The organism is Facklamia sp. P12950 (genome assembly GCF_050409465.1).
In the GTDB taxonomy this organism is placed as follows: Bacteria; Bacillota; Bacilli; order Lactobacillales; family Aerococcaceae; genus Facklamia.
In genome coordinates this window covers 221210-246715 of the sequence record NZ_JBNUPK010000002.1, presented here as the reverse complement: position 1 = coordinate 246715, position 25506 = coordinate 221210, and the positions used below count along the sequence as shown (strand labels likewise).

25 protein-coding genes are annotated in these 25506 nt (G+C 38.4%); 23 read left to right on the top strand and 2 right to left on the bottom strand.

Going from position 1 to position 25506, the window contains the following annotated elements:
- Position 1 precedes the first annotated feature (1 nt).
- Complete coding sequence (locus ACQV2Q_RS03115) at positions 2 to 601, top strand: energy-coupled thiamine transporter ThiT (RefSeq protein WP_428874825.1); 600 nt, start codon at positions 2 to 4, stop codon at positions 599 to 601.
- Positions 602 to 696: 95 nt separating this feature from the next.
- Here ACQV2Q_RS03115 and ACQV2Q_RS03110 read toward each other — a convergent pair whose 3' ends face one another.
- On the bottom strand, positions 697 to 1047 hold the full coding sequence (locus ACQV2Q_RS03110) for a hypothetical protein (RefSeq protein WP_428881901.1): 351 nt from the start codon (positions 1045 to 1047) through the stop codon (positions 697 to 699).
- A gap of 190 nt (positions 1048 to 1237) precedes the next feature.
- Between ACQV2Q_RS03110 and gmk the strand changes: the two genes are divergently transcribed.
- The 11 genes from gmk (at position 1238) to ACQV2Q_RS03055 (ending at position 12633) form a co-directional block, all read left to right on the top strand.
- On the top strand, positions 1238 to 1879 hold the full coding sequence (gene gmk, locus ACQV2Q_RS03105; protein WP_428873763.1) for a guanylate kinase: 642 nt from the start codon (positions 1238 to 1240) through the stop codon (positions 1877 to 1879).
- The gene (gene rpoZ, locus ACQV2Q_RS03100) at positions 1876 to 2070 is read left to right on the top strand and encodes a DNA-directed RNA polymerase subunit omega (RefSeq protein WP_428873762.1); all 195 of its coding nucleotides are present in this window, start codon (positions 1876 to 1878) and stop codon (positions 2068 to 2070) included. Before gmk ends, rpoZ begins: the two co-directional genes overlap by 4 nt.
- A 75-nt stretch (positions 2071 to 2145) precedes the next feature.
- On the top strand, positions 2146 to 4560 hold the full coding sequence (gene priA, locus ACQV2Q_RS03095) for a primosomal protein N' (RefSeq protein ID WP_428881898.1): 2415 nt from the start codon (positions 2146 to 2148) through the stop codon (positions 4558 to 4560).
- A gap of 14 nt (positions 4561 to 4574) precedes the next feature.
- Positions 4575 to 5555, top strand: coding sequence for a methionyl-tRNA formyltransferase (gene fmt / locus ACQV2Q_RS03090; RefSeq protein ID WP_428873760.1), 981 nt, complete (start codon positions 4575 to 4577; stop codon positions 5553 to 5555).
- A 6-nt stretch (positions 5556 to 5561) separates the two neighbouring features.
- Positions 5562 to 6923 (top strand): 16S rRNA (cytosine(967)-C(5))-methyltransferase RsmB, encoded by a 1362-nt coding sequence (gene rsmB / locus ACQV2Q_RS03085; RefSeq protein WP_428881896.1) that lies wholly within the window; start codon positions 5562 to 5564, stop codon positions 6921 to 6923.
- 8 nt (positions 6924 to 6931) lie between these two features.
- On the top strand, positions 6932 to 7708 hold the full coding sequence (locus tag ACQV2Q_RS03080) for a Stp1/IreP family PP2C-type Ser/Thr phosphatase (protein ID WP_428873758.1): 777 nt from the start codon (positions 6932 to 6934) through the stop codon (positions 7706 to 7708).
- The gene (gene pknB, locus ACQV2Q_RS03075) at positions 7692 to 9671 is read left to right on the top strand and encodes a Stk1 family PASTA domain-containing Ser/Thr kinase (protein WP_428873757.1); all 1980 of its coding nucleotides are present in this window, start codon (positions 7692 to 7694) and stop codon (positions 9669 to 9671) included. The genes ACQV2Q_RS03080 and pknB overlap by 17 nt, the downstream gene beginning before the upstream one ends.
- 78 nt (positions 9672 to 9749) lie before the next feature.
- On the top strand, positions 9750 to 10670 hold the full coding sequence (gene rsgA / locus ACQV2Q_RS03070) for a ribosome small subunit-dependent GTPase A (protein WP_428876399.1): 921 nt from the start codon (positions 9750 to 9752) through the stop codon (positions 10668 to 10670).
- Positions 10671 to 10682: 12 nt separating this feature from the next.
- Entirely contained in the window at positions 10683 to 11327 is a 645-nt protein-coding gene (rpe, locus tag ACQV2Q_RS03065; protein ID WP_428881893.1) for a ribulose-phosphate 3-epimerase, read from the top strand.
- Between the two features lie 11 nt (positions 11328 to 11338).
- Positions 11339 to 12001 carry a thiamine diphosphokinase gene (locus ACQV2Q_RS03060; RefSeq protein ID WP_428881890.1) on the top strand — a complete coding sequence of 221 codons (663 nt, stop codon included), beginning with the start codon at positions 11339 to 11341 and terminating at the stop codon, positions 11999 to 12001.
- A 131-nt stretch (positions 12002 to 12132) separates the two neighbouring features.
- A complete protein-coding gene (locus tag ACQV2Q_RS03055) occupies positions 12133 to 12633 on the top strand; it encodes a hypothetical protein (protein ID WP_428873753.1) in 501 nt (166 codons plus the stop codon).
- 67 nt (positions 12634 to 12700) lie between these two features.
- Here the strand turns inward: ACQV2Q_RS03055 and rpmB are convergent, their stop codons facing one another.
- On the bottom strand, positions 12701 to 12889 hold the full coding sequence (gene rpmB / locus ACQV2Q_RS03050) for a 50S ribosomal protein L28 (RefSeq protein ID WP_258436016.1): 189 nt from the start codon (positions 12887 to 12889) through the stop codon (positions 12701 to 12703).
- A gap of 202 nt (positions 12890 to 13091) precedes the next feature.
- Between rpmB and ACQV2Q_RS03045 the strand changes: the two genes are divergently transcribed.
- The 11 genes from ACQV2Q_RS03045 (at position 13092) to rnc (ending at position 25505) form a co-directional block, all read left to right on the top strand.
- The gene (locus ACQV2Q_RS03045) at positions 13092 to 13448 is read left to right on the top strand and encodes an Asp23/Gls24 family envelope stress response protein (RefSeq protein WP_428873752.1); all 357 of its coding nucleotides are present in this window, start codon (positions 13092 to 13094) and stop codon (positions 13446 to 13448) included.
- 20 nt (positions 13449 to 13468) lie between these two features.
- Positions 13469 to 15136, top strand: a complete 1668-nt coding sequence (locus ACQV2Q_RS03040) for a DAK2 domain-containing protein (protein WP_428874819.1) — start codon at positions 13469 to 13471, stop codon at positions 15134 to 15136.
- 75 nt (positions 15137 to 15211) lie between these two features.
- Complete coding sequence (recG, locus tag ACQV2Q_RS03035) at positions 15212 to 17248, top strand: ATP-dependent DNA helicase RecG (protein ID WP_428881888.1); 2037 nt, start codon at positions 15212 to 15214, stop codon at positions 17246 to 17248.
- 14 nt (positions 17249 to 17262) lie between these two features.
- A complete protein-coding gene (plsX, locus tag ACQV2Q_RS03030; protein ID WP_428873768.1) occupies positions 17263 to 18288 on the top strand; it encodes a phosphate acyltransferase PlsX in 1026 nt (341 codons plus the stop codon).
- A 58-nt stretch (positions 18289 to 18346) separates the two neighbouring features.
- Positions 18347 to 18589 carry an acyl carrier protein gene (gene acpP, locus ACQV2Q_RS03025; protein ID WP_428873749.1) on the top strand — a complete coding sequence of 81 codons (243 nt, stop codon included), beginning with the start codon at positions 18347 to 18349 and terminating at the stop codon, positions 18587 to 18589.
- A 35-nt stretch (positions 18590 to 18624) separates the two neighbouring features.
- On the top strand, positions 18625 to 19635 hold the full coding sequence (locus ACQV2Q_RS03020) for an ABC transporter ATP-binding protein (protein WP_428873748.1): 1011 nt from the start codon (positions 18625 to 18627) through the stop codon (positions 19633 to 19635).
- Positions 19635 to 20597: an ATP-binding cassette domain-containing protein gene (locus ACQV2Q_RS03015; protein ID WP_428873747.1), complete on the top strand. Its 963-nt coding sequence runs from the start codon at positions 19635 to 19637 to the stop codon at positions 20595 to 20597. The genes ACQV2Q_RS03020 and ACQV2Q_RS03015 overlap by 1 nt, the downstream gene beginning before the upstream one ends.
- Positions 20598 to 21560 (top strand): oligopeptide ABC transporter permease, encoded by a 963-nt coding sequence (gene opp4B, locus ACQV2Q_RS03010; RefSeq protein ID WP_428873745.1) that lies wholly within the window; start codon positions 20598 to 20600, stop codon positions 21558 to 21560.
- Positions 21561 to 21571: 11 nt separating this feature from the next.
- On the top strand, positions 21572 to 22495 hold the full coding sequence (locus ACQV2Q_RS03005) for an ABC transporter permease (RefSeq protein ID WP_428873744.1): 924 nt from the start codon (positions 21572 to 21574) through the stop codon (positions 22493 to 22495).
- A 382-nt stretch (positions 22496 to 22877) separates the two neighbouring features.
- Positions 22878 to 24662 (top strand): oligopeptide ABC transporter substrate-binding protein, encoded by a 1785-nt coding sequence (locus ACQV2Q_RS03000; RefSeq protein ID WP_428874813.1) that lies wholly within the window; start codon positions 22878 to 22880, stop codon positions 24660 to 24662.
- Positions 24663 to 24809: 147 nt separating this feature from the next.
- A complete protein-coding gene (gene rnc, locus ACQV2Q_RS02995) occupies positions 24810 to 25505 on the top strand; it encodes a ribonuclease III (RefSeq protein WP_428881886.1) in 696 nt (231 codons plus the stop codon).
- The last annotated feature ends 1 nt before the right edge of the window (position 25506 follow it).

Genomic DNA, 25506 nt, shown 5'->3' with positions numbered 1-25506 from the left:
TATGAATAAACGCAGTATTAGACAATTTTGGGACATGGTGATTGCTCTTGTCCTATCCCTAATCTTGTTTTTTGTGTCTGATGAAGTAGCCATTAATTTTTTTGGGCTTGAGCTAATTATTGCCTTAATTCCTTTAATGTGGTTGGCATTGCGCCATGGCGCCCCATCAGCTATTATTAGCGGACTTTTGGTAGGAATTATCCAAGGAGTGCTTAACGGGGGATTAGATGATGGGTTAGTCTTAATCGTTCAATGGATTGCTCCCATCTTAGCAGTAGGAGTAACCGGTTTATTTGCGAAATATACACAAAAGACCTTGAACAATAAACGTTACTCTTCTACTTATTTGAATATCTTCACTGGCAGTCTTTTAGCGTTAATATTATTTATTGCTATTCGCCAACTGATTGTGCCATTTGCCTTGGGTGAAGAAGTCTTATTTGAGTTCAATAATCTTAACCATTGGCTAGGTCTTTTATTATCCTGGCTGCTATCAGCAAGTGTCCTAGTGCTGCTTGCGCGATTTATGCCACAAACAATTATTCCCAAACGCAGTAAATATCTTTCACGCAAAGAAACTTCTAGTTTATTAAATGATTAACAAAATTAATTAAAGCCCCCATCTTAATGATGAGGGCTTTTAAAAAACAGCGGGGAGGATGCTGTTTTAATCAAATCTTTAATCGATTAATGGACTTAAGCAATTAAAGTTTCTGTGATGGCAGTCACATTAATAATTTGATTCAAATTTAAAAGGAAGTGATTGGCTCCTAATTGCAGGCTAACGTTGTTTTGTGAACCAATTGGAGCCAGTACATATGCTTCCATTTCGGTCATATCCATTGTTTGATCGGGTAAATAATATTCAATGAGTATGTTTAAAGGAACTTGCTTGATATAAGCTTGATGAAGGATTCTTTCAACTTGTGCAAGGGGCATCATTTCAATAGATTCTTTGATAAGTGGAGTGGGTTGAAAGAAAGGTTGAAAAAGGGATTGGCTTACACGGCCAAGCCAGTTAGTTTGTCTTTTGATGGGTAATTCCATAAAAACCTCTCCTTTAATATCGAACGTTTGTTTGTAATTATATTATACGAACAAAGGTTCTTTTTGTCAACCTTTTTACGAACAAATTTTCGCATTTCATAATGGCTGTATTTTATTTATTTTTCAGCTTATCTTTATGTAGAGAGTGAATTGTGGTACTATATAGAACATGAAGTAATGGAGGGAAGTCATGTTAAAACAAAGGGGATTATTAATCGTTTTATCAGGCCCTTCGGGTGTCGGAAAAGGAACAGTTCGCAGCGCGATTTTTGAAGATTCAAATTGTGACTATGTTTATTCTGTTTCAGCAACTACTCGAGAGCGTCGACCAGGTGAATTAGAAGGGGTAGACTACTTCTTTATGAGTAGAGAATCATTTGAGGACTTAATTTCCCAAGAAGCCTTGTTAGAGTACGCGGAATATGTTGGAAATTACTACGGGACGCCGCTAGCATCTATTGAAGAAAATTTAGCGCAAGGACGCGATGTATTTCTTGAAATTGAAGTTCAAGGTGCCCGTAAGGTGAGAGAGAAGATTCCTGAGGGAATTTTCATTTTCTTAGCGCCTCCAAGTCTGAATGAGTTGGAGTCCCGTCTAACCGATCGTGGAACGGATTCCCAAGAAGTAATCGCTCGCCGTATGAATAAAGCTAAAGAGGAAATTGAGTTAATGCGTCACTATGATTACGTGGTAGTTAATGATGAAATTTCTGAGGCGGTCGATGAAATTAATGCTATAATTAAAAGTGAACATCTAAGGGTTGAAAGAGTCATGCATTCGATCCAGGCAGATATTAATGCATATTTTGAAGAGGAGGCTAAGCAATCATGATGCTATATCCATCAATTGACGAATTATTGAAAAAAGAACCATCTAAGTATTCTTTAATAACTTTGGCAAGTAAACGCGCTAAAGAAATGGAAGATTATAAAATTATGCAATTACAAGACTATCAATCAGATAAACCTGTAGGCAAGGCTTTAGAAGAAGTTGTTGCGGGCGTATTATCCATTAAAAAATAAGAGGGCGAATAAGAAGGCTACTATGCAGATCATTTTTAATGATTTCATAGTAGCTTTTTAATAGGAGGTGAGCGAATGATCGCTGAAGTTATCATTGATATACCTACTGCACAAGTCAATCATAGCTTTGATTACAAAGTAAGTGCTGAAATGCAAGCTTTAATAAAGGTTGGTATGCGAGTGGAAGTTCCTTTTGGATATCGTAACCTAATGGCTTTTGTTGTTCATTTAAAAGATAATAGTGACTATCAAGGGGAATTAAAGGCGATTAGACGCTTGATTGATTACGAATCTTTTTTGAGTCAGGAACTAGTTGAACTTTCTCAAGTGCTTGCCGACCAACTTTATGCTTTTAGGATTTCAGTCCTACAAGCCATGTTGCCAAGTATTTTACGAGTCAAGTATCAAACGGTTGTTACAGTTAAACAGTCTGAAAAATTAGCTGAAGTGCTCGATTGTTCACCTGCAAAGTTAAATCAGCTTGGTGTCACGCGCCAATGGTTGGAAGAAAGGTTGACAGCTAGTCAAATTCGTTCATTATTAGATGAAGAAATTATTCAATTATCTTATCAGTTAATTGATAAAAAAACGCATAAGACCCTTAAGTATATCTTGCCTAATCGTTCACAGGCAGAATACCAAGACTTACTCGATCATTTAGATAAACGCAGTCATAAACAAGGTCAAGTTTTATCAGTCCTCATCGACCATCAATGGACTCAAGCCATAGAGTTCGATCAATTAGCAAAGCTGGCTCAAGTTTCTAAGGCCACCCTTAATACCATGATTAAAAAGGGGTGGTTGACGCTGGAAGAAAGGGAAGTTTATCGGCCAGCTTATCAAGTAGATCAAGCACCTCCTTCCTCAGCCAAAGCCTTATTAGCACAGCAACAAACAGCATTTGAGACTATAAAAAATCACATGACAGCTGAAGAAGCCCAAACCTTTTTATTGCAAGGAGTCACCGGATCAGGTAAAACCGAAGTCTATTTACAATTAATAGCTGAAGCCCTTAAAGTTGGTAAATCAGCGATTCTATTAGTGCCAGAGATTGCCTTAACACCACAAATGGTAGACCAGGTGATTGGTCGCTTTGGCAAAGGCGTTGCCGTTTTGCATTCAGCTTTATCATTGACCGAAAAATATGATGAATGGCGCAGAATCATTCGGCAAGAAGCGAAAGTGGTCGTCGGAGCGCGTTCTTCTATTTTTGCTCCGTTAAAAAATATCGGCATCATTATTATTGATGAAGAACATGAAACGACCTATAAACAAGGAGACAATCCACGTTATCATGCAAGAGAAGTTGCTAAATGGCGATCAAAATACCATCAGTGTCCCTTAGTTTTAGGTTCAGCCACACCTTCTTTAGAATCACGTGCTCGGGCTGAAGTTGGTAAGTATCAATTATTAAGAATGGACCAACGTGTTAATCAACAACCCTTACCACCCGTAACCATAGTGGATATGACTCAGCATTTATTGGATCAAGAAACACTGGAACTTTCTCAACTTTTAGAAGATAAAATTGCCGAAAAATTAGCGTCTAAAGAACAGGTTGTTTTGCTTTTAAATCGCAGAGGCTATGCCTCTTATGTCTTATGCCGTGAATGTGGTCATGTCATTCAATGCCCACATTGTGACATCTCTTTAACTTACCATAAGACTGGAGAAAAGCTTAAATGTCATTATTGTGATTACCAAGTAGGACTGCCAACCAATTGTCCTCAGTGTGGTTCTAAGCATTTGAGAAAACAAGGCATTGGCACTCAAAAAGTAGCCGAAAGTTTAAAGCAACGCTTTCCTCAAACACCAATTATCCGTATGGATAATGACACCACTCGACGCAAGGGCGCTCACAAAAAATTATTAAAAGCATTTGCCAGTCAAGCAGGTTCAATCCTTTTAGGAACACAGATGATTGCTAAAGGTCTCGACTATGAACAGGTAACCCTGGTTGGTGTTATTAATGCAGACACTGGTTTGAACTTACCAGACTTTAGAGCTGCTGAAAAAACCTTTCAGTTGCTGACTCAAGTAGCCGGAAGAACAGGGCGAGGCAAGCTAAAAGGCGAAGTGGTCATTCAAACCTATAATCCTAACCATTATGTGATTCAGCTAGCCAAAAAACATGATTATGACAATTTTTTTTATTACGAAATGCGAAGACGCCATATGAGCCATTATCCTCCTTATTTTTATACAACATTAATTAAGGTGTCTTCTAAAAACCGAGGCAAGGCTCAAAAAATGATCTATCAACTCAAGGATCAATTGATGGACAAAGTGAATACCCAATTAATGATATTAGGTCCCTCAACAGGAGGAATTGAAAGAATCAATAATTATTATCAATTCCATTTGCTCTTAAAATATAAAGAAGTAGACTTAGTTAAAGATCAGCTACAAACTATTCTTCTTGCTAGTCAAGAAAGCCAGGCCAAGGGAGTCTTTGTTCAAATAGACCATGAACCCCAGTATTTTATTTAGAAAGAGGTTATTGAATGAAAAAAATAATTTTTATGGGAACCCCTCCTTTTGCGGCAACCATTCTGAAAGGATTAATTCAACAAGTAGAGTATGAAGTGATTGCAGTAGTGACTCAACCAGATCGTCCAGTTGGTCGAAAACGTATTCTAACACTACCTCCAGTTAAAAAAACAGCTTTAGAAGCTAATATTCCAGTCTTTCAACCGGAAAAGTTAGCCGATTCAAAGGACTATCAGACTCTATTGAATACAGAAGCCGATTTAATCATAACGGCTGCTTACGGACAGAAAATACCACTTGCTTTATTAGAAGCACCCAGTCAAGGGTCTATTAATGTTCATGCTTCACTCTTACCTAAATATCGTGGAGGGGCTCCAATTCATTATGCAATTTGGCGGGGTGAAGAAGAGACGGGTGTAACAATTATGAAAATGACTGAAGAAATGGATGCTGGGGATATTCTCATTCAAACAGTTTTACCGATTTCTGAGAAGGATGATGTGGGCATACTGTTTGAAAAACTGGCTGTCGTTGGTAAAGAATTATTATTGAATTTCTTGCCGAAATTTTTTAATGGGGAGTATGAAGCGACTCCACAAGAATATAGCCAAGTTCTATATTCTCCAACCATCAAAAAGCATGAAGAGCAGTTAAATTGGTTGCAAAGTGCGCGTGTCATTGACCGTCATATACGCGCCTTTAGACCTTTTCCAACAACCTATACCCTACTAGATGGTCAAAGAGTAAAAATCTGGCAAGCTCAACCCTTAAAAGAACTGGATGATAACATTGAAAGAATATTAACAGAAGAAATTCCGGGCCAAATTGTTGCTGCTGATGAAGAACACTTCTATGTTCGATGTGGTCAAGATTCCTACTTAGCAGTTAGTGAATACCAACCCGCTGGAAAAAAAAGGATGATGGTTAAAGAATACTTAAAAGGGACACCGGCAGAAAGTTTAATTGGTAAGATATTCGACAGTGAAAAGGACTAATAAATAATGAAAATTAAACAAAGAAGCCAAACAAAATTGAAAAACAATCTCCGCTGGGACATGCTGAGATTGTTAGATCAAATTGATAACCAAGACCAATATTCTAATATCGTGATAGATAATTATCTGGCTTCAAGTAATCGAAGCAGTCAAGATAAAAATTTAGTGGTTAAGGTGGTTTACGGTAGTGTCCAACGTCGCTTGACCTTGGATTTCTATTTACAGGATTTAGTAAAAGGTAAAATAGAAGATTGGGTACGCAGCCTATTGCGATTATCTATCTATCAAGCTGTTTATTTAGACCGCGTGCCTCAGCACGCTATTGTAAATGAAGCAGTCGAGATAGCCAAAGTAAACGGCCACCAAGGCATTGGAAAATTAGTTAATGCTATTTTACGTAACTTTTTCCGCCAAGAGCCTCAGTCATTGACGGTAATCACAGAACCCTTGGAGAGACTATCGATTGAGCATTCCGTTCCGCTTTGGTTGGTCAAATACTTTGACCAGCACTTACCAGAACATCAGCTCAAAGCATTTCTTTCTAGTTTGAATCAAGTTCCTAATTTGAGTGCTAGAATCAATGGTCCAACAGCCAAACGATCACATATCATGAACCAATTAAAAGAGCAAGGGTTGGCGGTTACTAGCAGTCAAGTTTCTCCTTTTGGTTTTCGAATCACAGCAGGGGATGTCTTTAATAGTCAAGCTTATCAGGAAGGTTTGTTTACCATTCAGGATGAATCATCCATGCTGGTTGCACCTTTAGGTAAATTGACAGGTTCTGAAAATGTTTTGGATGCATGTGCAGCTCCAGGAGGAAAAGCTAGCCATATTGCTTCACTTCTAACTGACGGACACTTAACAGCTTTAGATATTTCTAAGCATAAGTTAAGTATCTTAAAAGATCATGCCGAGCGGTTAGGCTTAAGTCATAAGATAGATTCAATAGTAACCGATGCCTTGGACTTCCAACCACTTTCTCAAACTGCTTTTGATGTGATATACTTAGATGCACCCTGTTCGGGTATCGGTTTGATGCGTCGTAAACCTGAAATCAAATATCAGAAGTCGCCTGTCGCTATTCAAGAACTGGTTAAATTACAAAAGCAATTATTTAATCATATGCTTTCTTTGCTCAAGCCAGGTGGTCGCTTAGTCTATTCTACTTGCACCCTGACTTATGAGGAAAATGAACAATTAATTGAAGAAATCTTAAAGGAAAATAGTGAGTGGCAAGTGGAGTCCATCCTAGCTGAAGAAGTTTTAACAGATAATGTAATAACTTCCCAAGGCTTTCTTCGCATTTGGCCCCAACAGCATGGAACAGATGGCTTTTTTATCAGTCGTTTTCTTAAAAAAATAGATTGAGGTGAGTTATGAAAATCACTATACATTCAAACATAGGGAGAAAGAGAAGTTCTAACCAAGATTATGCGGATTATTTTTATTCTCAAAACCAACAAATCCTTTTTATTCTATGTGATGGCGTGGGAGGCAACTTGGCAGGAGATATTGCTAGTCAACAAACGACAGAGTTTGTTGGTCGGGCATTCGAAACAATTGATTACCCTATGACCATCACCCAAGCGCATGCTTGGATGACCCAAATGACCAATCAAGTGAATACTTTCATTTTGAATCAAGCAGACCTTAATCCAGATTATGAAGGAATGGGAACGACAATTGTACTTGCAACAATTGTCGAGCAGACCATTCTTATTTGTCATGTCGGTGATTCGCGGGCTTATGCATACGGAGCGGGCCAATTAAAGCAATTAACCGAAGACCATTCTTTAGTCAATGAGTTAATTCGTACAGGTGAAATAACAGTAGAAGAGAGTATTGATCACCCACGTCGTAATGTGGTCACCCAATCCATTGGAACACCAATGGTTTTAGAACCAGCTTTTTCAGAGATTTCTCTTGATAAAGTGGAACTTCTCTTGCTTTGCTCGGATGGTTTAAACGGCATGCTTAAAAATGAAGAAATTGAACAAATAATTAATAATCAAACAGATTTAGACCGCTTAGGTGATGAACTAGTCGCAGCGGCTAATAATGCTGGGGGTCTCGATAATATTACTATTATTCTAGCCAGCGATTTTAATTTGGAGGACGAAGGAGGTGACATTATTCATGGAAATAGGGGATAAACTATCCGATCGTTATGTCCTAACTTCTGTCATTGGTCAAGGCGGCATGGCAAATGTCTTTTTAGCTCATGATTTAATTTTGGATCGAGACGTAGCTGTGAAGGTGTTACGCTATGACTTCCAGGATAATCAAGATGCGATTCGTCGTTTCCAAAGAGAAGCCATTTCAGCCAGTCAACTGCTACATCCCAATATTGTAGAAGTTTATGATGTCGATGAACATGAAAAACAGCAATATATTGTGATGGAGTATGTAAAAGGTCAAGACCTTAAAACTTTTATCAAAAAGAATGCACCTGTCCCGCTAGAACTAGTTGTTTCCATTATGGGACAAATTGTAGCGGCTATCGATGTGGCCCACAAAAATCGTATTATTCACCGCGATATAAAACCACAAAACATTTTAATTACTGCAAATAATGTGGTTAAGATTACGGACTTTGGTATTGCTGTGGCTTTATCAGATACTTCGATTACTCAAACCAATACCTTGCTAGGCTCAGTTCATTACCTATCGCCCGAGCAAGCCAAGGGCAATAGTGCAACCACTAAATCAGATATTTATGCCATGGGTGTAGTTTTATATGAGCTAATCACGGGTTCTGTCCCACATGATGGTGAATCCGCAGTTTCGATTGCACTTAAACATTTTCAAGAACCCTTTCCAACTATTCGAGAGCGCTTAGAATATGTTCCTCAAAGCTTAGAGAATGTCGTCTTAAAAGCGACGGCTAAGCAAGCGAAGGATCGTTATCGTACGGCTCAAGAGATGTTTAACGACTTATCTTCTTCTCTTAGTGTCGGACGTATTGATGAAAAACCCTTTATTCCTAGCAGTCAGTTGGATGAATCAGAACAATTTAAATCCATTCAGCCCATTCCAGCCGCTGATCGTGTGTTGACGGAAACAATCGAAGGGCCTGAGCCTTTAAATGAAGAGGAGTTTCCAACTTTTGATTTACCAGATAAAAAGACTAGCCATTTAGGGTCCAAGATTTTTAAAATTCTCTTCTTTGCTACGATATTGTCCTTACTATCTTTAGCTGTCTTTTTCGCCTATCGCTTATTCGTTGCCAGTGTAATCGTTCCTGAATTGGCTGGCCTAGACCAAAAACAAGCCATTGAATTACTAGAAGAGAATGATTTAATGCTAGGCGAAAGTACAGTTGTTTGGGATGATCTTATTCCGCGTGGCCAAATTATTGAAAGTGATCCCCAATCAGGGGACCGCATAAATCGTGGTTCTAAAGTTAATTTAACCTTCTCTGACGGCAAGCCAAGAGTCAAAATCGGTGATTACCTCAATCAAAACTATGAGCCGGTCCGTCGTAAACTAATTGATGCAGGTTTTATAGTTGACTTAAGGTATTTAGCAGCTAGTCAGTCAGAAGCAGGTAAAATTTTAGAACAGAGTATTGCACCGGGTACGGAAGTCGTTCCTGGTGAAAGTTCAATTATTTTAGTAATCGGATCCTATTCTGAGCAAACGACCATGCAAGATTTTACTAATTTATCGATTGATATGGTCTATAAGTTTGCAGACACTTATGGTCTCTATGTAGAAGAAGCTTATCAATATCATGATTATCTACCTGAAGGGATTGTCATTGATCAAGACCCACTTTCAGGCTCACCCATTGCTCAAGGAGACACCATTAAGGTGACGGTTTCTCAAGGTGAAGAAAAAGCAGAAGTGTCGACTGCCACAGAAACGGTATACCTTGATTATGTCCCTAAGTATGCTGAAAATGACTACGAACAAAGCAAGCCATTACCGAATAAAATCCAAGTTTTTATAGGAGATGACCGTAATAATATCACTCAAGTTGCGCGTGAAATTGAAATCACCGAATCACGTGAAATTCAAATCGTCCTCTATATTCCTGAAGGAGGATCCGGACAGTACCGTGTCTTAAGAGACGGCGAAATTGTCGCACAGTCCTCAGCCGTTTATCCTAATTAAGAATTTGAAGAGTTAAGAGCAGCATTACTGACTCTTAACTTTTTTTCTGAATAAATACTGACCAAAGGAGGAAATTATTTGAAACAGCTTATTACCTCACATGAAGGGATCATCTATCAAGCAGTTAGTGGCTTCTATTATGTATGGTCGCAAGGAGAATCTTTTGTAACAAAAGCAAGAGGTAACTTTCGTCACTTGAAGACCAATCCCTTAGTGGGAGATCGCGTACGATTTGTCATGGATCAACAAGATGAAAGTCAAGTGGGCAGATTAGAAGAGATCTTCGAACGAGATAACTTTTTGATTCGACCGGCTGTTGCTAATGTCGACTATGCTCTCATTGTTATGTCCTTAGTTGAACCTGAGTTTTCCTATAATTTATTAGATTATTTCCTTGTTTCGATGGAGTCTCATCGCATCCAACCCATTATTATCTTGAGTAAATATGACCTTTTAATCGAGCATCAGGGACGGGATGCAGCCAATGACTTAGTAGCAGAAATCAGAGCAATCTATGAAGTAATTGGTTATGATGTTTTTCTCTTTGACCAATCCAATGAAAAGATGCAAGCTATTCAAACCATTTTCCAACAAGGAATATATGTAATGACCGGTCAATCGGGAGTGGGAAAATCGACCCTTTTAAACAAACTGCTACCTCAAGCTGAAATTAAGACCAACCAGATATCCAGCCATTTAAACCGCGGTAAGCATACCACTCGAGAAGTTACTCTTTATCGTTTTGGTCAAGGACTCTTAGCGGATACACCCGGTTTTTCAGCTATTGATTTCGACCATTTAGAAAAAGAAGAACTGGCCGCTTGTTTCCCAGAAATTCACCAAGCAGGTGCAAAGTGTCGGTTTAGATCTTGTATCCATAAGAACGAACCTAATTGCCATGTGAAAGAGTTGGTGGCAAGTGGCATAATAAGTAACAGCCGTTATCAAAATTATTTGCAGATTTTAGAAAAAATTGAAAACAAAAAAATTTATTATTAAAGGAGAATAGTCATGAAAATTGCACCTTCAATGTTGAGCGCTGATTTTAATCACTTGTTAGAAGATATCCAGACCATCGAAAAGGGTGGAGCAGATTATCTACATATTGATATTATGGATGGCAGCTTTGTACCGAATATTTCATTTGGTCCCATGATTTTTAAAGGATTAAGATCTCATAGCCATATGGTTTTTGATTGTCACATGATGGTGGATCAACCGGAGCGGTATTTGGAAATGGTTGCTGATGCGGGAGCGGATATTATCACCGTACATGTGGAAGCGACCCAACATATTCATTCAGCCTTACAAAAGATAAAAGCCTTAGGAAAAAAAGCGGGAGTGGCTATTAATCCAGGAACTCCAGTCGAAGCGGTTTATCCTTTATTGGAATTAGCGGATTTAGTCTTGGTGATGACTGTTAATCCAGGCTTTGGTGGTCAGGCTTTTATTGAATCAACCATGAAGAAGGTAGAAAAACTAGCCAAACTACGTCAAGAAAATGATCATTATCACTATGAGATTGAAGTAGACGGTGGGGTCAATGATCAAACAGCTAAAAGTTGTATAGCAGCTGGTGCAGATGTTTTAGTAGCTGGTTCCTACATCTTTAAGCAAATGGATCTGACTGCAGCTATCGCTTCCTTAAGACCCTAAGGCCAATTAGTATGGTGGATAAGATTATTATCTGTGCTGGGGCTCCTAATCCAGCCCTCAGCCATTTGTCTGAGGTGACAGATCAGACTTATCTCATTGGAGTTGACGAAGGGGCCCTCCAATTGGTGAAGGCAGGCTACCGATTGAACGTTGCAATTGGAGACTTTGACTCGGTCACTCCCACCCAATTTAGTAAGATTGAAGCGGCTAGTCAAGCAGTTTTAAAATATCCAGCTGCCAAAGATGATACCGATATGGAGTTGGGCCTTGAATTCGCTCTTAAACAAGACAGTCGATGTCCGGTGGAAGTATATGGCGCAATAGGTAATGGAGAGGGACGTTTAGATCATTTAATTGCTAACCTTTGGCTCGTCTTTCAAGAACGCTATTTTGCAATTATCCCCCGTTTAAGCTTTATTGAAAAAGATCAAGTGGTGCGATTTTTTAAACCAGGCAATTATTTTCTACAAGACTTGAACAATTGCCGCTACTTATCCATTATTTCAATGACGGCTGTTAAGCAGCTGCAGATTAAGCAGGCTAAATATGAACTAGGTCTAACAGATTATGCTTTTCCTCGAGCCTTGGTGTCTAATGAGTATGTCGATCAGCATAAAGTAAATCTTTCTTTTACTGAAGGTCTCTTGATGGTTATTTGGGAAAAAGGAAAATAAAGGCTTGAGTTTAAAAATAGAAGATAGGGATATAAAATTGAAGCACTTTCATTATTGTGTTAAAATTTGCTTAATAAATGATATTCGAAGTTTATTTAATCAAGTTTTTATTAGGAAAGGAAGTTGATGGGATGAAAAAGCTTTTTGCTTTAATAATGATTATGATACTCATGCTACCGCCAGCTATATCTGCTCAAGAGGAGATAGTTGATTTTGAGGGACGCTATTTGACTGAAGAAAACTCAAATATTATGGGGTTCGAAATAGAAGAAGACTTATTGAAAGTAATTTTAGGCCGGTCTTACTTTGGACAAGCAGCTTTGGAAGGTGATTATTCGGACGCATTACTACAATTATATACCGAGAGCATTAATCAGGATGGGCGTTTAATGATGGTAAAAACAGATGAAGCAGCAGAATCTTTAAAAAATCAACAATATATTAACCTGCGCTTTTCTGATGAAGTTCCTATGGCAGTTGAAATTATCGTACATAATCCAACCTACAGAATAAAAGATCAAAAACTAACCATTTCTTTTGCGGATAAAGAACTTTTCAGCTTTGAACTAAATGAAGAATCTAATTTGGTGGATGAAGAGGGCAATCAATTTATGCTAAAAGAAAAAGATTAAACCAAACAAAAAAGCCTCCTAGCGCTTCATCTTGATGATGATTGGCTAGGAGGTTTTAATGTATTGATTAAGCACGTTCAACTTTACCTGATTTTAATGCTCGCGCTGAAACCCAAACTTTTTGAGGTTTGCCATCGATCATAACACGTACTTTTTGTAAGTTAGCGCCAAAACGACGTTTTGATTTATTCATTGCATGAGAGCGATTGTTACCAGATACAGCTTTACGCCCTGTGAAATAACATTCTTTAGCCATGGTTCTGCCTCCTTTTCCTTGTAACAATTTAAAAGTTACATTTCATACCAAATTAATTTACCATAATTTGACTTTTGAAGCAAGTGAATTATGATGAAATTAACTACTAATCTTAAATATCTCGTTACTAAAACTATTAAAATAGGTGCTAAGCTAAAAAATTTATGCTAAACTATGGTGGACAACAAAAAGGAGGTACTTTATGGCTATTAATATCCAAACTCCAAATGGAGAGATATCCTTAGAAAATGAAGTGATTGCAACCATTGTCGGTGCAGCAGTTACTGACAACTACGGTGTTGTAGGAATGGTAAGTAAACATTTCTTCCGTGATAATTTAACAGACATTCTTAAGAAAGAAAACTATTCACGTGGTGTTTTAATTTCTCAAGAAGGAGACAATATTTCAGTAGATGTCTATATTGTCGTTTCTTACGGGACAAAAATCTCTGTGATTTGTCAAAATATTCAACAAGCTGTTAAATACAATGTCGAGCAACTCTTGGGCTTTGAATTGGACTTTGTTCATGTCCATGTCCAGGGTGTGACTATCGACTAGGATCGTTTAGGAGGTAAAGTGTGGAACTGAAAACAATCAAAGCATCTGACTTTAAACAGATGTTTATAGCAGGTGCCGAGCGCCTGGCTGAAAATGTTGACTTAGTGAATTCGTTAAATGTCTTTCCCGTGCCTGATGGAGATACAGGAACTAATATGAATATGACTTTCCAATCAGGTGTTGAGAATATGCGTAATTCTACTAGTCATCATGTTGGAGAATTAGCAAATGCCGTGGCCAAAGGACTGTTAATGGGGGCTCGAGGAAATTCAGGCGTTATCTTGTCACAAGTTTTCCGTGGCTTCTCAATGGCAATTAAAGATTGTGAAGAATTAAATGCCAAAGACTTTGCTAAGGCTTTTATTGGTGGTGTGGAATCAGCTTATAAGGCAGTGATGAAGCCAGTTGAAGGAACCATTTTAACTGTTGCTAGAGAATCTGCTGTAAAAGGTGAACAAGAAGCTAAGCAAACAGAAGACATCCTACAAGTGATGCGCACGATCGTAGCAGAGGCAAAAGAATCATTGGATCGAACACCTGAATTACTACCAGTTTTAAAACAGGTGGGTGTAGTCGATTCGGGTGGTAAGGGGCTTTTATGTATCTATGAAGGCTTCCTTGCCAATCTTTCAGGGGAAGTCATTATCGATGAAGTTGAAGACCAATCTAATGACCATGCCCACGCAATCTTCGAAGAAATGAATGAACACCCAATGTCTATGGATGAGATTACCTATGGTTTCTGTACCGAAATTATGGTAAGAATTGGACAAGGACAGACTGTTAAGAAAGCTTTTGATTATGAAGAGTTTAGACAAACGCTTGATAAAAAAGGTGATTCTTTGCTGGTTGTTGCTGATGATGAAATTGTTAAGGTTCACATCCATACGGAAGATCCAGGCGAGATTATGCAATTGGGTCAAGAATTTGGTGAGTTAATTAAAATTAAAGTCGATAATATGCGTGAGCAAGTTAGAGACTTAGAAGACAAAGAGACTACGCTGCGTCAACAAGCTGTCCCTCAAACTCAAGAAGATTACGCAGTGATTGCTGTAGCTTCAGGTAAAGGCTTGACAGAGCTCTTCCATTCTATTGGAGTAAAGGAAGTCCTTTCTGGAGGTCAGACAATGAATCCTTCTACCGAAGACTTCATTAAAGCAATCGAGCGAGTTAACGCCAAAAATATTATCTTGTTACCGAATAATAAGAATATTATTATGGCGGCTCAACAAGCGGCTGAAGTCAGTGAAGTACCAACGGTAGTTGTGGGCACAAAGTCAATCACCCAAGGAATCTCAGCCATGTTGATGTATGATCCTTCAGTTGCCATTGAAGAGAACAGACTAGCTATGGAAGAGTATGCGCTAAGCGTTGCTTCTGGACAAATTACTCATGCTATTCGAGATACAGAAATTAATGGCCTATCCATTAAAGAAAACGATTTTATGGGTATTTTAGATGGCGATATAATCTTAACCCACACTGATTTAAAAGAAACTCTGATCCAATTGGTTAATCGAATGGTGGATGAATCAAGTGAGTTAGTAACGGTTATTATTGGCGAAGAGGGTGATCATTCATTAGCCCAAGAAGTTGCTGACCATTTTGAACAAACTAACTCTGAGATTGAATTTGAACTTATTCAAGGAGACCAACCAGTCTACAATTATTTTGTAACGGTGGATTAGATTGTTAGAAAATAGCTGATCACCACTTAGTTTCTAGGTGGTGATTTATTTTTTTGCTCAAAGAGGAGGAAGAAGATGGGAAAGTCTTGGTTAGATCCTATCGATCAGCTCAAAGGTGTTGGCCCCAAGACCAGTCTTTTATTTAAACAATTAGGAATTGAAACAGTAAAGGATTTAATGTTTCATTTTCCATTTCGTTTTGAGGATATCCAAGCACGACAGTTAGAAACTATTCTTGACCAGGAAAAAGTTGTCTTGATGGGAAAAGTTGTTAGTCCAGCTGTGGTCAACTATTTTGGTAGAAAGAAAAGTCGCTTAAGTTTTAAATTGGCTGTAGATGGCCATCAAGTGATAACCGTCTCTTTTTTTAACCAGCCCTACTTAAAGAAACAAATTGAATTAAGTCAAACGCGAGCTATCTATGGTAAATGGCAAGAAAGTAACCAGTCGCTAATGGCCATGAAATTAATTAATCCGTCAGCAGGTGAGGACTATGCACCCATTTACCATACTAGCAAGGGACTGAGTCAGGGCCAGATTGTCAAAGCCATCAAGCAAGCCTTTGTTGATTATCAAGAAAGTATTGAAGAAATCATTCCGACTTATTTAAATCAACAATTTAACTTAATAAATCTGAAGGAAGCACTTTGGGCCATGCATTTTCCTAAGCAAGATAATGCGAAAAGACAGGCCCAGCGAAAGATCATCTTCCAGGAGTTCTTTCTTTACCAATGGCGCTTACAAAGCGCCAAATTTAACCGCTTAAAAACTAAGGGTATTCAAATCCACTATCAAGTTGAAGAATTACGACAAATTATCCAAAGCATCCCTTTTGAATTAACGGATTCACAAAAAAAAGCGGTTAATGAAATTTGCCGCGATCTTTTATCACCTTATCCAATGAACCGCTTATTGCAAGGAGATGTAGGTAGCGGTAAGACCTTAGTTGCCTTCTTGACCATGATTGCTAGTGTGCAAGCAGGTTACCAAACAGCCTTGATGGTTCCAACAGAAATATTAGCTCAGCAGCATTATCAATCTTTTAATCAATATTTTGAAAAGAGTGGTTTTCATGCAGAAATATTAACTTCTGAGAGGCAAGTTTCAGAAAAAAAAGCTGTTTTACAAGGTCTAAAAACAGGACGCATCCGATTGATTATCGGTACCCATGCTTTAATTCAAGAGGGTGTAGATTTTAAATCACTCGGCTATATCGTTATAGATGAGCAACACCGCTTTGGTGTTGGCCAAAGACAGAACTTATTAGAAAAAGGTCTGGCTGGTCAAGAAGCCAATGTCCTGCAAATGACAGCAACTCCCATACCCAGAAGTTTGGCTCAGACCCTTTATGCCGACCTTTGCGTCTCAACCATGGAAGGTCTACCGCGTGGAAGGGTTGAAATTAAGACACAAGCCGTTAGTGATAAGCACATTGCCACAGTCTATGACCGTATGCAAAAAGAATTAGATAAGGGTCATCAAATCTATTATGTATTGCCTTTAATTGAAGCCAGTGAATTTATGGAACAAGTTGAAAATGTACAAGAGACTTGTCAACGTTTAAGAGAAATATTTCCACGAGTTACAATCGATAGTTTGCATGGTCAATTGAGTAAAGAAGAACAAAAAGAAGTGATGAAAGCTTTTAAGGCTCAAACAATTCAAATTTTAGTAGCAACCACTATGGTTGAAGTCGGTGTGGATGTACCGAATGCAACGGTCATGGTCATTCAATCAGCCGAACGTTTTGGTTTAGCCCAGCTCCATCAGTTAAGAGGGCGGGTAGGGCGAAGCCCATTACCCTCTTACTGCTTTTTAATTGCCAACCCAACGACCCAACAAGGAAAAGAACGTCTGATTAAGATGGTCGAAAGTCAAGATGGCTTTGAACTATCAAAAGCGGATATGGAAATTCGTGGCATGGGAGATGTCCTAGGACGAAATCAAAGTGGAATTGCCCAATTTACATATGGACATCCCTTACAAGACGAAGCCATTATGACAGCAGCTTATCAAGCAGTCGACCATTTAATGAGACAACCAGATATAGTGACTGAGAAAGAAACAAAAACAATTGAAAAGTATACCCAATTAATTAAATTAGAAATTTAGGAGTGGAATTTATGATTAAAATAGCGATTGATGCAATGGGTGGCGACAATGCACCACAAGCCGTATTTGACGGAGTTCTAAGAGCCTTAGATGCTTATAAGGACATCGAAATTCATCTTTATGGCGACGAGAAAGCCCTTAAAAATCTTCCAGATATGTTTGATGACCGTTTAATCCGAATACCGACTACTGAGGTTATCAAAGGAGAAGATGAACCGGTAAAAGCTGTTCGTCGCAAGAAAGATGCTTCAATGGTGGTTGCTGCCAAGGCGGTAAGAGAAGGTAAAGCAGATGTACTGCTTTCGGCTGGGAATACAGGCGCCTTATTAACAACCGGCTTATTGGTGGTTGGTAGAATTAAAGGTGTCGATCGACCGGGATTGATGCCGGTCATCCCAACCATTAATGAGAAATCTCCTCATTTAATTTTAATGGATGCCGGAGCCAATGCGGAATCAAAAGCAGAGCACCTCTTACAATATGCTCAACTAGCTAGCTATTATGCTGAGAGTGTTTTAAAAATAGAGCAAGCAAGAGTAGGGCTTGTTAATAATGGAACAGAGGCTGGTAAGGGAGATGAATTACGTAAACAAGCTTACCAACTCCTCAATCAAGCGAGTGGTTTAAATTTTGTAGGCAATATTGAAGCCAAAGATCTTTTAAATGGGCAGGTAGATATTGCGGTGACAGATGGCTTTACCGGTAATGCTATCCTAAAAACATTGGAAGGAAGCCTAAAATCCATCTTCAAATTACTCAAACGAACTCTAAGTGAGAGTAGTATCACCAATAAAATTGGTGGCCTTCTCATTAAACCCTCATTAAAAAAGATGGCTGAAAATTTTGATGATAGCAAGCAAGGAGGAGCAGTCCTTTTAGGGGTTAAAAAGCCAGTAATTAAAGCGCATGGATCAGCAGATGACATCGCCATTTATCATGCTATTCGACAAGCTCGTGAAATCGTTTTATCAGGTTTTTCCGAAGAAATAAGCACTTTTTTTGAAAATAGTGACAAAAATGATAGACAGATTAGAAAATAATCGTTATTATAATATAACCGGCATTGTGGTATAACTTTTTAATTAAGGAGTGGAAAATTTGAAGACAGAAACATTTGAAAAAGTTAAAACTTTATTAGTAAAGCATTTTGATCTTACTGAAGATCAAGTAACTGAAAATCTAACCTTTGAAGACCTAGGCGCCGATTCTTTAGATATGGTGGAATTCGTGATGGGGATTGAGGAAGAATTTGATATAGAATTCGAAGATGAAAAAATTGAAAAGCTCTCAGATATTAAGGACGCCGTTTCTTATATCGACCAATTACGATCAGAAAAATAAATGGATGTCATAGTCATTGATAAAGGAGGCCTCAAATGGAATCAAAAGAGATATTATTAGAAGTTAAAGATTTGCACACTGGTTTTCGCATTAAAGACCAGTATTTCGATGCTGTCGATGGGGTTTCTTTTACCCTAGCGCGTAATGAAAAGTTAGCCATTGTTGGGGAGTCAGGCTGTGGAAAATCAACCCTGGCCACTTCAATCATAGGCTTACACAATCGCATGAATACAAAAATTACCGGGGAAATTAATTACAAGGGTGATAATCTCGTTAATTATGATGAATCAGATTATGACAAAATTCGCGGGAATGATATTGGCATGATCTTCCAAGACCCTTTAGCGTCATTAAACCCTTTAATGACAGTAGGTGAGCAGATTGAAGAAGCTTTGTATTATCATACTAAGTTAGATGGACAACAACGAACTCAGCGCGTACTTGAATTACTCGACCAAGTAGGTATTGAAAACCCTCAAAGAATGGCCAAGCAATATCCACATGAATTATCAGGTGGAATGCGTCAGAGAGTAATTATTGCCATTGCATTATCTTGTAAACCACCAATAATTATTGCAGATGAGCCGACAACTGCTTTAGATGTAACTATTCAAGCACAAATTTTGGATCTTTTGAATGAAATTCAAGAGGAAACCGAATCAGGAATTATTTTGATTACTCACGATTTAGGAGTAGTTGCAGAGACGGCTGATCGAGTAGCAGTTATGTATGCAGGACAATTTGTTGAAGTTGCAAGTGTCGAAGAACTCTTCAATGATCCGAGACATCCTTATACCCGCTCACTCTTAAAGTCCATTCCGCAATCCAATGATTTAGTTGATGAAAAGGGCGATCTACATGTAATACATGGGGTTGTACCTCCATTAAACCGTTTAGAACGCAAAGGCTGTCGTTTTGCTCCTCGTATTCCTTGGATTCCTGAAGAACATCATGAAGAGCATCCAGTTCTCCATGAAGTAAAACCAGAACATTGGGTACGTTGTACTTGTCATGAACACTTTTATTTCACTGAGGAGGTGGACTAATGTCAGAATTTCTTACAATTGAAAACTTAAAGGTTCACTATCCAATTCGATCCGGTTTCTTTAACCGTATCACTGACCATGTCTACGCAGTGGATGGTGTGGACTTAAGCTTTGAGGCAGGAAAAACTTATGGCCTGGTGGGTGAATCAGGCTCAGGTAAATCAACTATTGGAAAAGCTATTATCGGTTTAGAAAAATTGACCGAGGGTAAAATTATCTATGAAGGGGAAGACGTTTCGAATGCTGCATCCAGTCGCAGGTCAAATTATCGGCGCAATGTTCAGATGATCTTCCAAGATTCATATTCTTCTTTTAATCCGAAGAAGAGGATTCTAGATATTATGGCGGAGCCCTTGCGTAATTTCACCCATTTAACGATTGAAGAAGAAAAGAGAAAAGCAAGTGAACTGTTAGAAATAGTCGGTTTGACTTCAGAAGCTTTAGTCAAGTATCCGCATGAATTTTCAGGAGGACAAAGACAAAGAATTGGGGTAGCTAGAGCTGTTGCGCTGAACCCTAAATTAGTCATTGCTGACGAACCGGTTTCAGCTTTAGACTTATCGGTTCAAGCTCAAGTCTTAAACTTTATGAAACGTATTCAAGAAGAATTTAATGTTTCTTACTTGTTTATTTCGCATGATTTAGGCGTGGTGAAACACATGTCTGACGAATTGGCCATTATGTATCGTGGAAGATTTACTGAATATGGCTCTAATTATGAAATTTATAAAAATCCTCAACACATATATACTAAAAGGCTTTTATCAGCTATACCGCATGTTGATCCAAACAATCGAAGAGAGCACCATATAGAGCGTCTCCGAGTGGAGAAAGAATATCATGAAAATGCCAGTCAATATTTTGAGGAAAGTGGACGGGTCTATGATCTGAAGAAGATTAATGATCACCACCAAGTGGCTTTAAAAGAAGTCGGCTTTGCTCAAAGAGAGGAAGTGAAATAAATGTGGAAGACGATTTTAAGAAGGGTCATTTTGATGATTCCTCAAATTTTTCTTTTAAGTATCATTGTCTTTGTTTTGGCTGCTTTGATGCCAGGGGATGCGTTGACGGGTTTACAAGATCCAAATGTGGACCCTGCTCAAATAGCAGCCATGCGGGAGCAACTAGGACTAGATAAACCGTGGCCAGAGCGTTATGTTGATTGGATTACTGGTATCTTTCAAGGTGATTGGGGACGGTCTTGGCATCACCGTCAACCGACTCTAAAGATTATTGGTCAAAGAGTTTGGCCCACCTTACAATTATCTTTATTAACAGTGATCATTTCGTACGGAATCGCTTTACCATTAGGTCTGTTTTCTGGTCGTTATCAAAATTCCGTTTTTGATAAAACCGTTAACTTATATACCTTTGTAACTTATGCTATTCCATCTTTCGTATTGGGTTTATTTATGATTTGGTTATTTGGTTATATTCTTGGCTGGTTCCCTACAACTGGAACAGTAGACCCGGGTCTTGAGCCTGGAACGCTTGATTTTGCTTTGTCAAGATTTAAACACATTATTTTACCAGCTATTACAATGGCACTTTTATCAACAACCTCTACTATTCAATACTTAAGAACAGGAGTCATTGATGCTAAAACGGAAGATTATGTTCGCACAGCTAAGGCTAAAGGCGTTCCAGAAAATGTTGTTTATCGCAAGCACATCTTCCGGAATTCAATCCTACCAATTGCTGCCTTTTTAGGCTTTACCATCACTGGTTTGTTAGGCGGATCTGTCTTCACTGAGACAGTCTTTAATTATCCAGGAATGGGAAAATTATTTGTCGAATCAATCGCTTTACGTGATTTTTCTGTAATGATAGCTATTACATTGATCTACGGATTTACGACCCTTTTAGGTTCGTTATTATCAGACATCATTATGGTTTTTGTTGACCCTAGAATTCGAATTAAATAGGAGGTGGAATAATGGCTGAAAATAATACACAGGTAACAGTAAATGAAGAACTATTGCAAGACCAAGTTTCCACTCCACCGATGGGTTGGGAAGTTATTCGTCGAGAGTTTGCACGTGATAAAATTGCTGTTTTATCATTAATTCTTTTATTAATTATTGTCGTAGCGGCGGTCTTATCAGCATTCTTTATTGATTCCGATGCTGCAGGCATAGTTAATATTTTTGACCGCTTTACACCGCCAGGAGAAAAAGGCTATCTTTTAGGTACCGATGAGGGTGGAAAAGGCATTTTTGAACAGCTTTTACTAGGAACAAAAAATTCCTTAATTATCGCTTGGGCTGTCACTATATTAACAGCAGGTTTTGGGACGATTATTGGTTTGATTGCCGGTTATTATGGGGGTCGAGTGGATGATTTCATTATGCGTGTGGTAGACTTTTTAATCGTTTTACCGAGAATCATGATTATTATTGCGGTCGTAACAATCGTTAAACGCTTCGACCCTTGGACTTTGATTTGGATTATATCTTTATTTGGTTGGATGGGGCAGACCCGTTTGATTCGAACGGCTTCTTTATCAGAAGCATCCAAGGATTATATCAAGGCATCAAAAACCATGGGGACTAGAGATTGGAAAATTATGCTCGGCTCCTTATTACCGAATCTTTCTTCGCTAATGATCACCAACTTAACCCTATCCTTTGCCGGTAATATCGGTTTAGAAACAGGACTTTCTTTCTTGGGCTTTGGTTTGCCTGTTGGAACACCTTCTTTAGGAACGCTAATTGGTTACGCTAGAACACCAGATATTATTGAAAATAAATGGTGGGTTTGGTTGCCAGCTGCCTTGTTAGTATTGATCATGATGTTATCAATTAACTATATCGGACAAGCTTTCCAACGTGTAGCAGATTCAAAACAAAGAAGAGGATAAAAATTTTAAGAGCTTTACCCTTTATTTACTTTAGCGTTAAGCGATGAGTAAGAAGTGGGGCTCTTTTTTTATGAGAAAATTTTAATCTTACAGAAAAGTTTTCGTTTTGAAATTTTATTATATCTTGTAAGTGCTAAATAAAAATCAAAAGATTTTTCTGCTAGAAATTACTAGTTGGGTCATAAGCTTTAAAATAATGAAAAGACATTTTCATGAAAAACCTTTAAGACAAGTGAGCTTTGGAAACTTTTCATAAATAAACCCCTAATAAAGCTTGTTTTTATTAGAAAAAGATAAAAATATTAAAAAAAAATTAGAAAAGACTTGATTTAATCATATAATTTCTATATGATAGGATTATCACATTTAGAGGAGGCTTAGTATGAGAAAATCATTAGAAAAACATCTTATACAGTTTATGACAACAATGACAATCGGTTCCTTGGTATTGAGTTCCCTACCTATGGTCCAAGCTGAGGAAGCAGATGGAGAAGGAGCCCCCGCACCGGACATTTCGACTTCTGTAGAGCATGAAGGTGAAGTCATGGAGGGTGGAACACTTAAGGTAGCCTTTGTTTCCGATACCGCATTTGCAGGTGTCTTCAATAATATGTTTTACACAGGAAACCCAGATGCAACCGTAATTGCTTACTTTAACCCTGGCCTATACGGCTACGACAATAACTTCAAGATCGATGATTCCGGTTTTGCCAAAGTGGAAATGGATGTTGAAAATAAACAAGTAACTATCACAATCCCAGAAGGAGTTAAGTGGGATGATGGCGAACCGATTACGATAGATGACGTTATTTTTCCTTACTATGTAGTAGGACACCCTGATTATACCGGCATTCGTTATGGTAGCGATTTTGAGAATGTGGTAGGAATGGACGAGTATCATAACGGCGAAGCCGAGGAAATTTCTGGGTTGGAACGTGTCGATGATTATACCCTAACCGTTACTTATAAGGCTTTTCCGAACTCAATGGTTCAAGCTGGTGGAGGAATTTCTTCTTATATCGAACCTGAGCATGTCTTTGAAGGTATCGAAGTAGCTGATATGGAAGACTCTGCACCTGTACGTGAGAAACCAGTAGGCTTTGGACCTTTTAAGGTGGAATCAATGACACCAGGTGAAGCAGTCACTTATACTGTAAATGAAAATTATTATAAGGGGCGTCCTAAATTAGATGGAATGACGATGAATGTCATCAACCCTAATTCAATTGTTGCTGAATTAAAGGCTGGTAATTTTGATATTGCAACCTTACCAACTGATAAGTATGATACTTATAAAGATGCAACGAACTTTACTACCATTGGTTATGAGCAGAATGCTTATACATACATTGGCTTCAAGATGGGTAAATGGAATGAAGAAGAAGGTAAAAACGAATTTGATCCTGAATTAGTTACATCCAATAAAGCTCTTCGTCAAGCGATGGCTTATGCCATGGATAATGATTCAGTCGGTCGTGAATTCTATCAAGGATTGCGTCGTGCTGCAGACTCAATGATTACACCAAACTTTGTAGAATACTTAAATCCTGACGTTAAGGCCTATGAATACAATCCAGAAAAAGCTAAGGAAATTCTAGCAGAAGCTGGCTTTAAGGATGTGGATGGTGATGGTCTAGTGGAAGATCCTAATGGCGAGAAATTCACCTTGAACTTCGCTTCAATGTCAGGTGGTGAAACAGCTGCTCCATTGGCTCAGTACTATGTACAAGCATGGAACGCAGTCGGTATTCCTGTAGAGCTATTAGATGGACAATTACTAGAGTTTAATTCTTTCTATGAACGTATTAAGAAGGATGATCCAGAAATACATATTTTCCAAGCTGCTTTTGGTACTGGTGGCGATCCAAATCCAAATGGATTATTTGGTGAACGAGCACAATTCAACTACAGTCGCTATGTGAATGAAGAACATAACCAATTATTAGCGGATATTGAATCAGACGAATCGTTTGATGATGACTACCGTCAAAAAGCCTTCTACGCTTGGCAAGAATTTATGCATGAAGAGCTTCCTGTTATTCCAACGCTTTGGAGATATGAATTAACAGCCGTTAATAAGCGTGTGACGAATTGGGATGTTGAAATTGGAGCAAATCTTGATTGGACACAAGTAGGCTTAACTGCTGAAAGTCCAATTGCTGAATAATTTAAAATTTTAAAAGATGAAGATCAAGCATAGCTTTGCTTGATCTTTTTATTTATATACGGTATTTCATTTTTGTATTGCTGAATGACTTTGTGTAATCAGGGGATTTTTGGTAAAATCAGTGTATATTTGATAGGAGTCGAAGCCATGCATCAGTTAATAGAACACATCGAAAAAGAATTAAAAATTAAAGTTACTAACCAGAAGATTATTCAGCAAGCTTTCTACCATCGGTCATATATTAATGAGCAAGGTGAGAACTTAATTCAGTCCAATGAACGATTAGAATTTTTAGGCGATGCTGTGCTTGAGATTCTGGTTAGTCAATTTTTATATGGACAATACCCCCATAAGCCAGAAGGAGATCTTTCACGCATGCGAGCTCAGCTCGTCAGGGAACCAAGCCTGGCTTATTTAGCTAGACAAGTAGACTTTCCTCAATTTATCCAATTAGGTAAGGGGGAAAGATCGTCGGGAGGTAAAGAAAGAGATTCCATTTTAGCAGATACATTTGAAGCCTTTTTGGGGGCAGTTTATTTGGATACTGGTATGGATATGGTTGAAAACTTTCTGAGTAGAGTCCTCTTTGATCACCATCAAGAAATTTTGACACTAACCGTGCAAGATTATAAGACCAAGTTCCAAGAAATGGTTCAAGTCAAGGGAACAGTTAAGATTGAATACCGTCTCCTAGCAACCCAAGGACCTTCTCATGCACAAACCTTTACCATTGGGCTGTATTTAGAAAACGACTTAATAGCTAAGGCCAGTGGCAAAAGTAAAAAAGAAGCAGAAATGAAGGCCGCTAAAAAAGCCATTCACCATCTTCAAAAAGGAGTGTAGC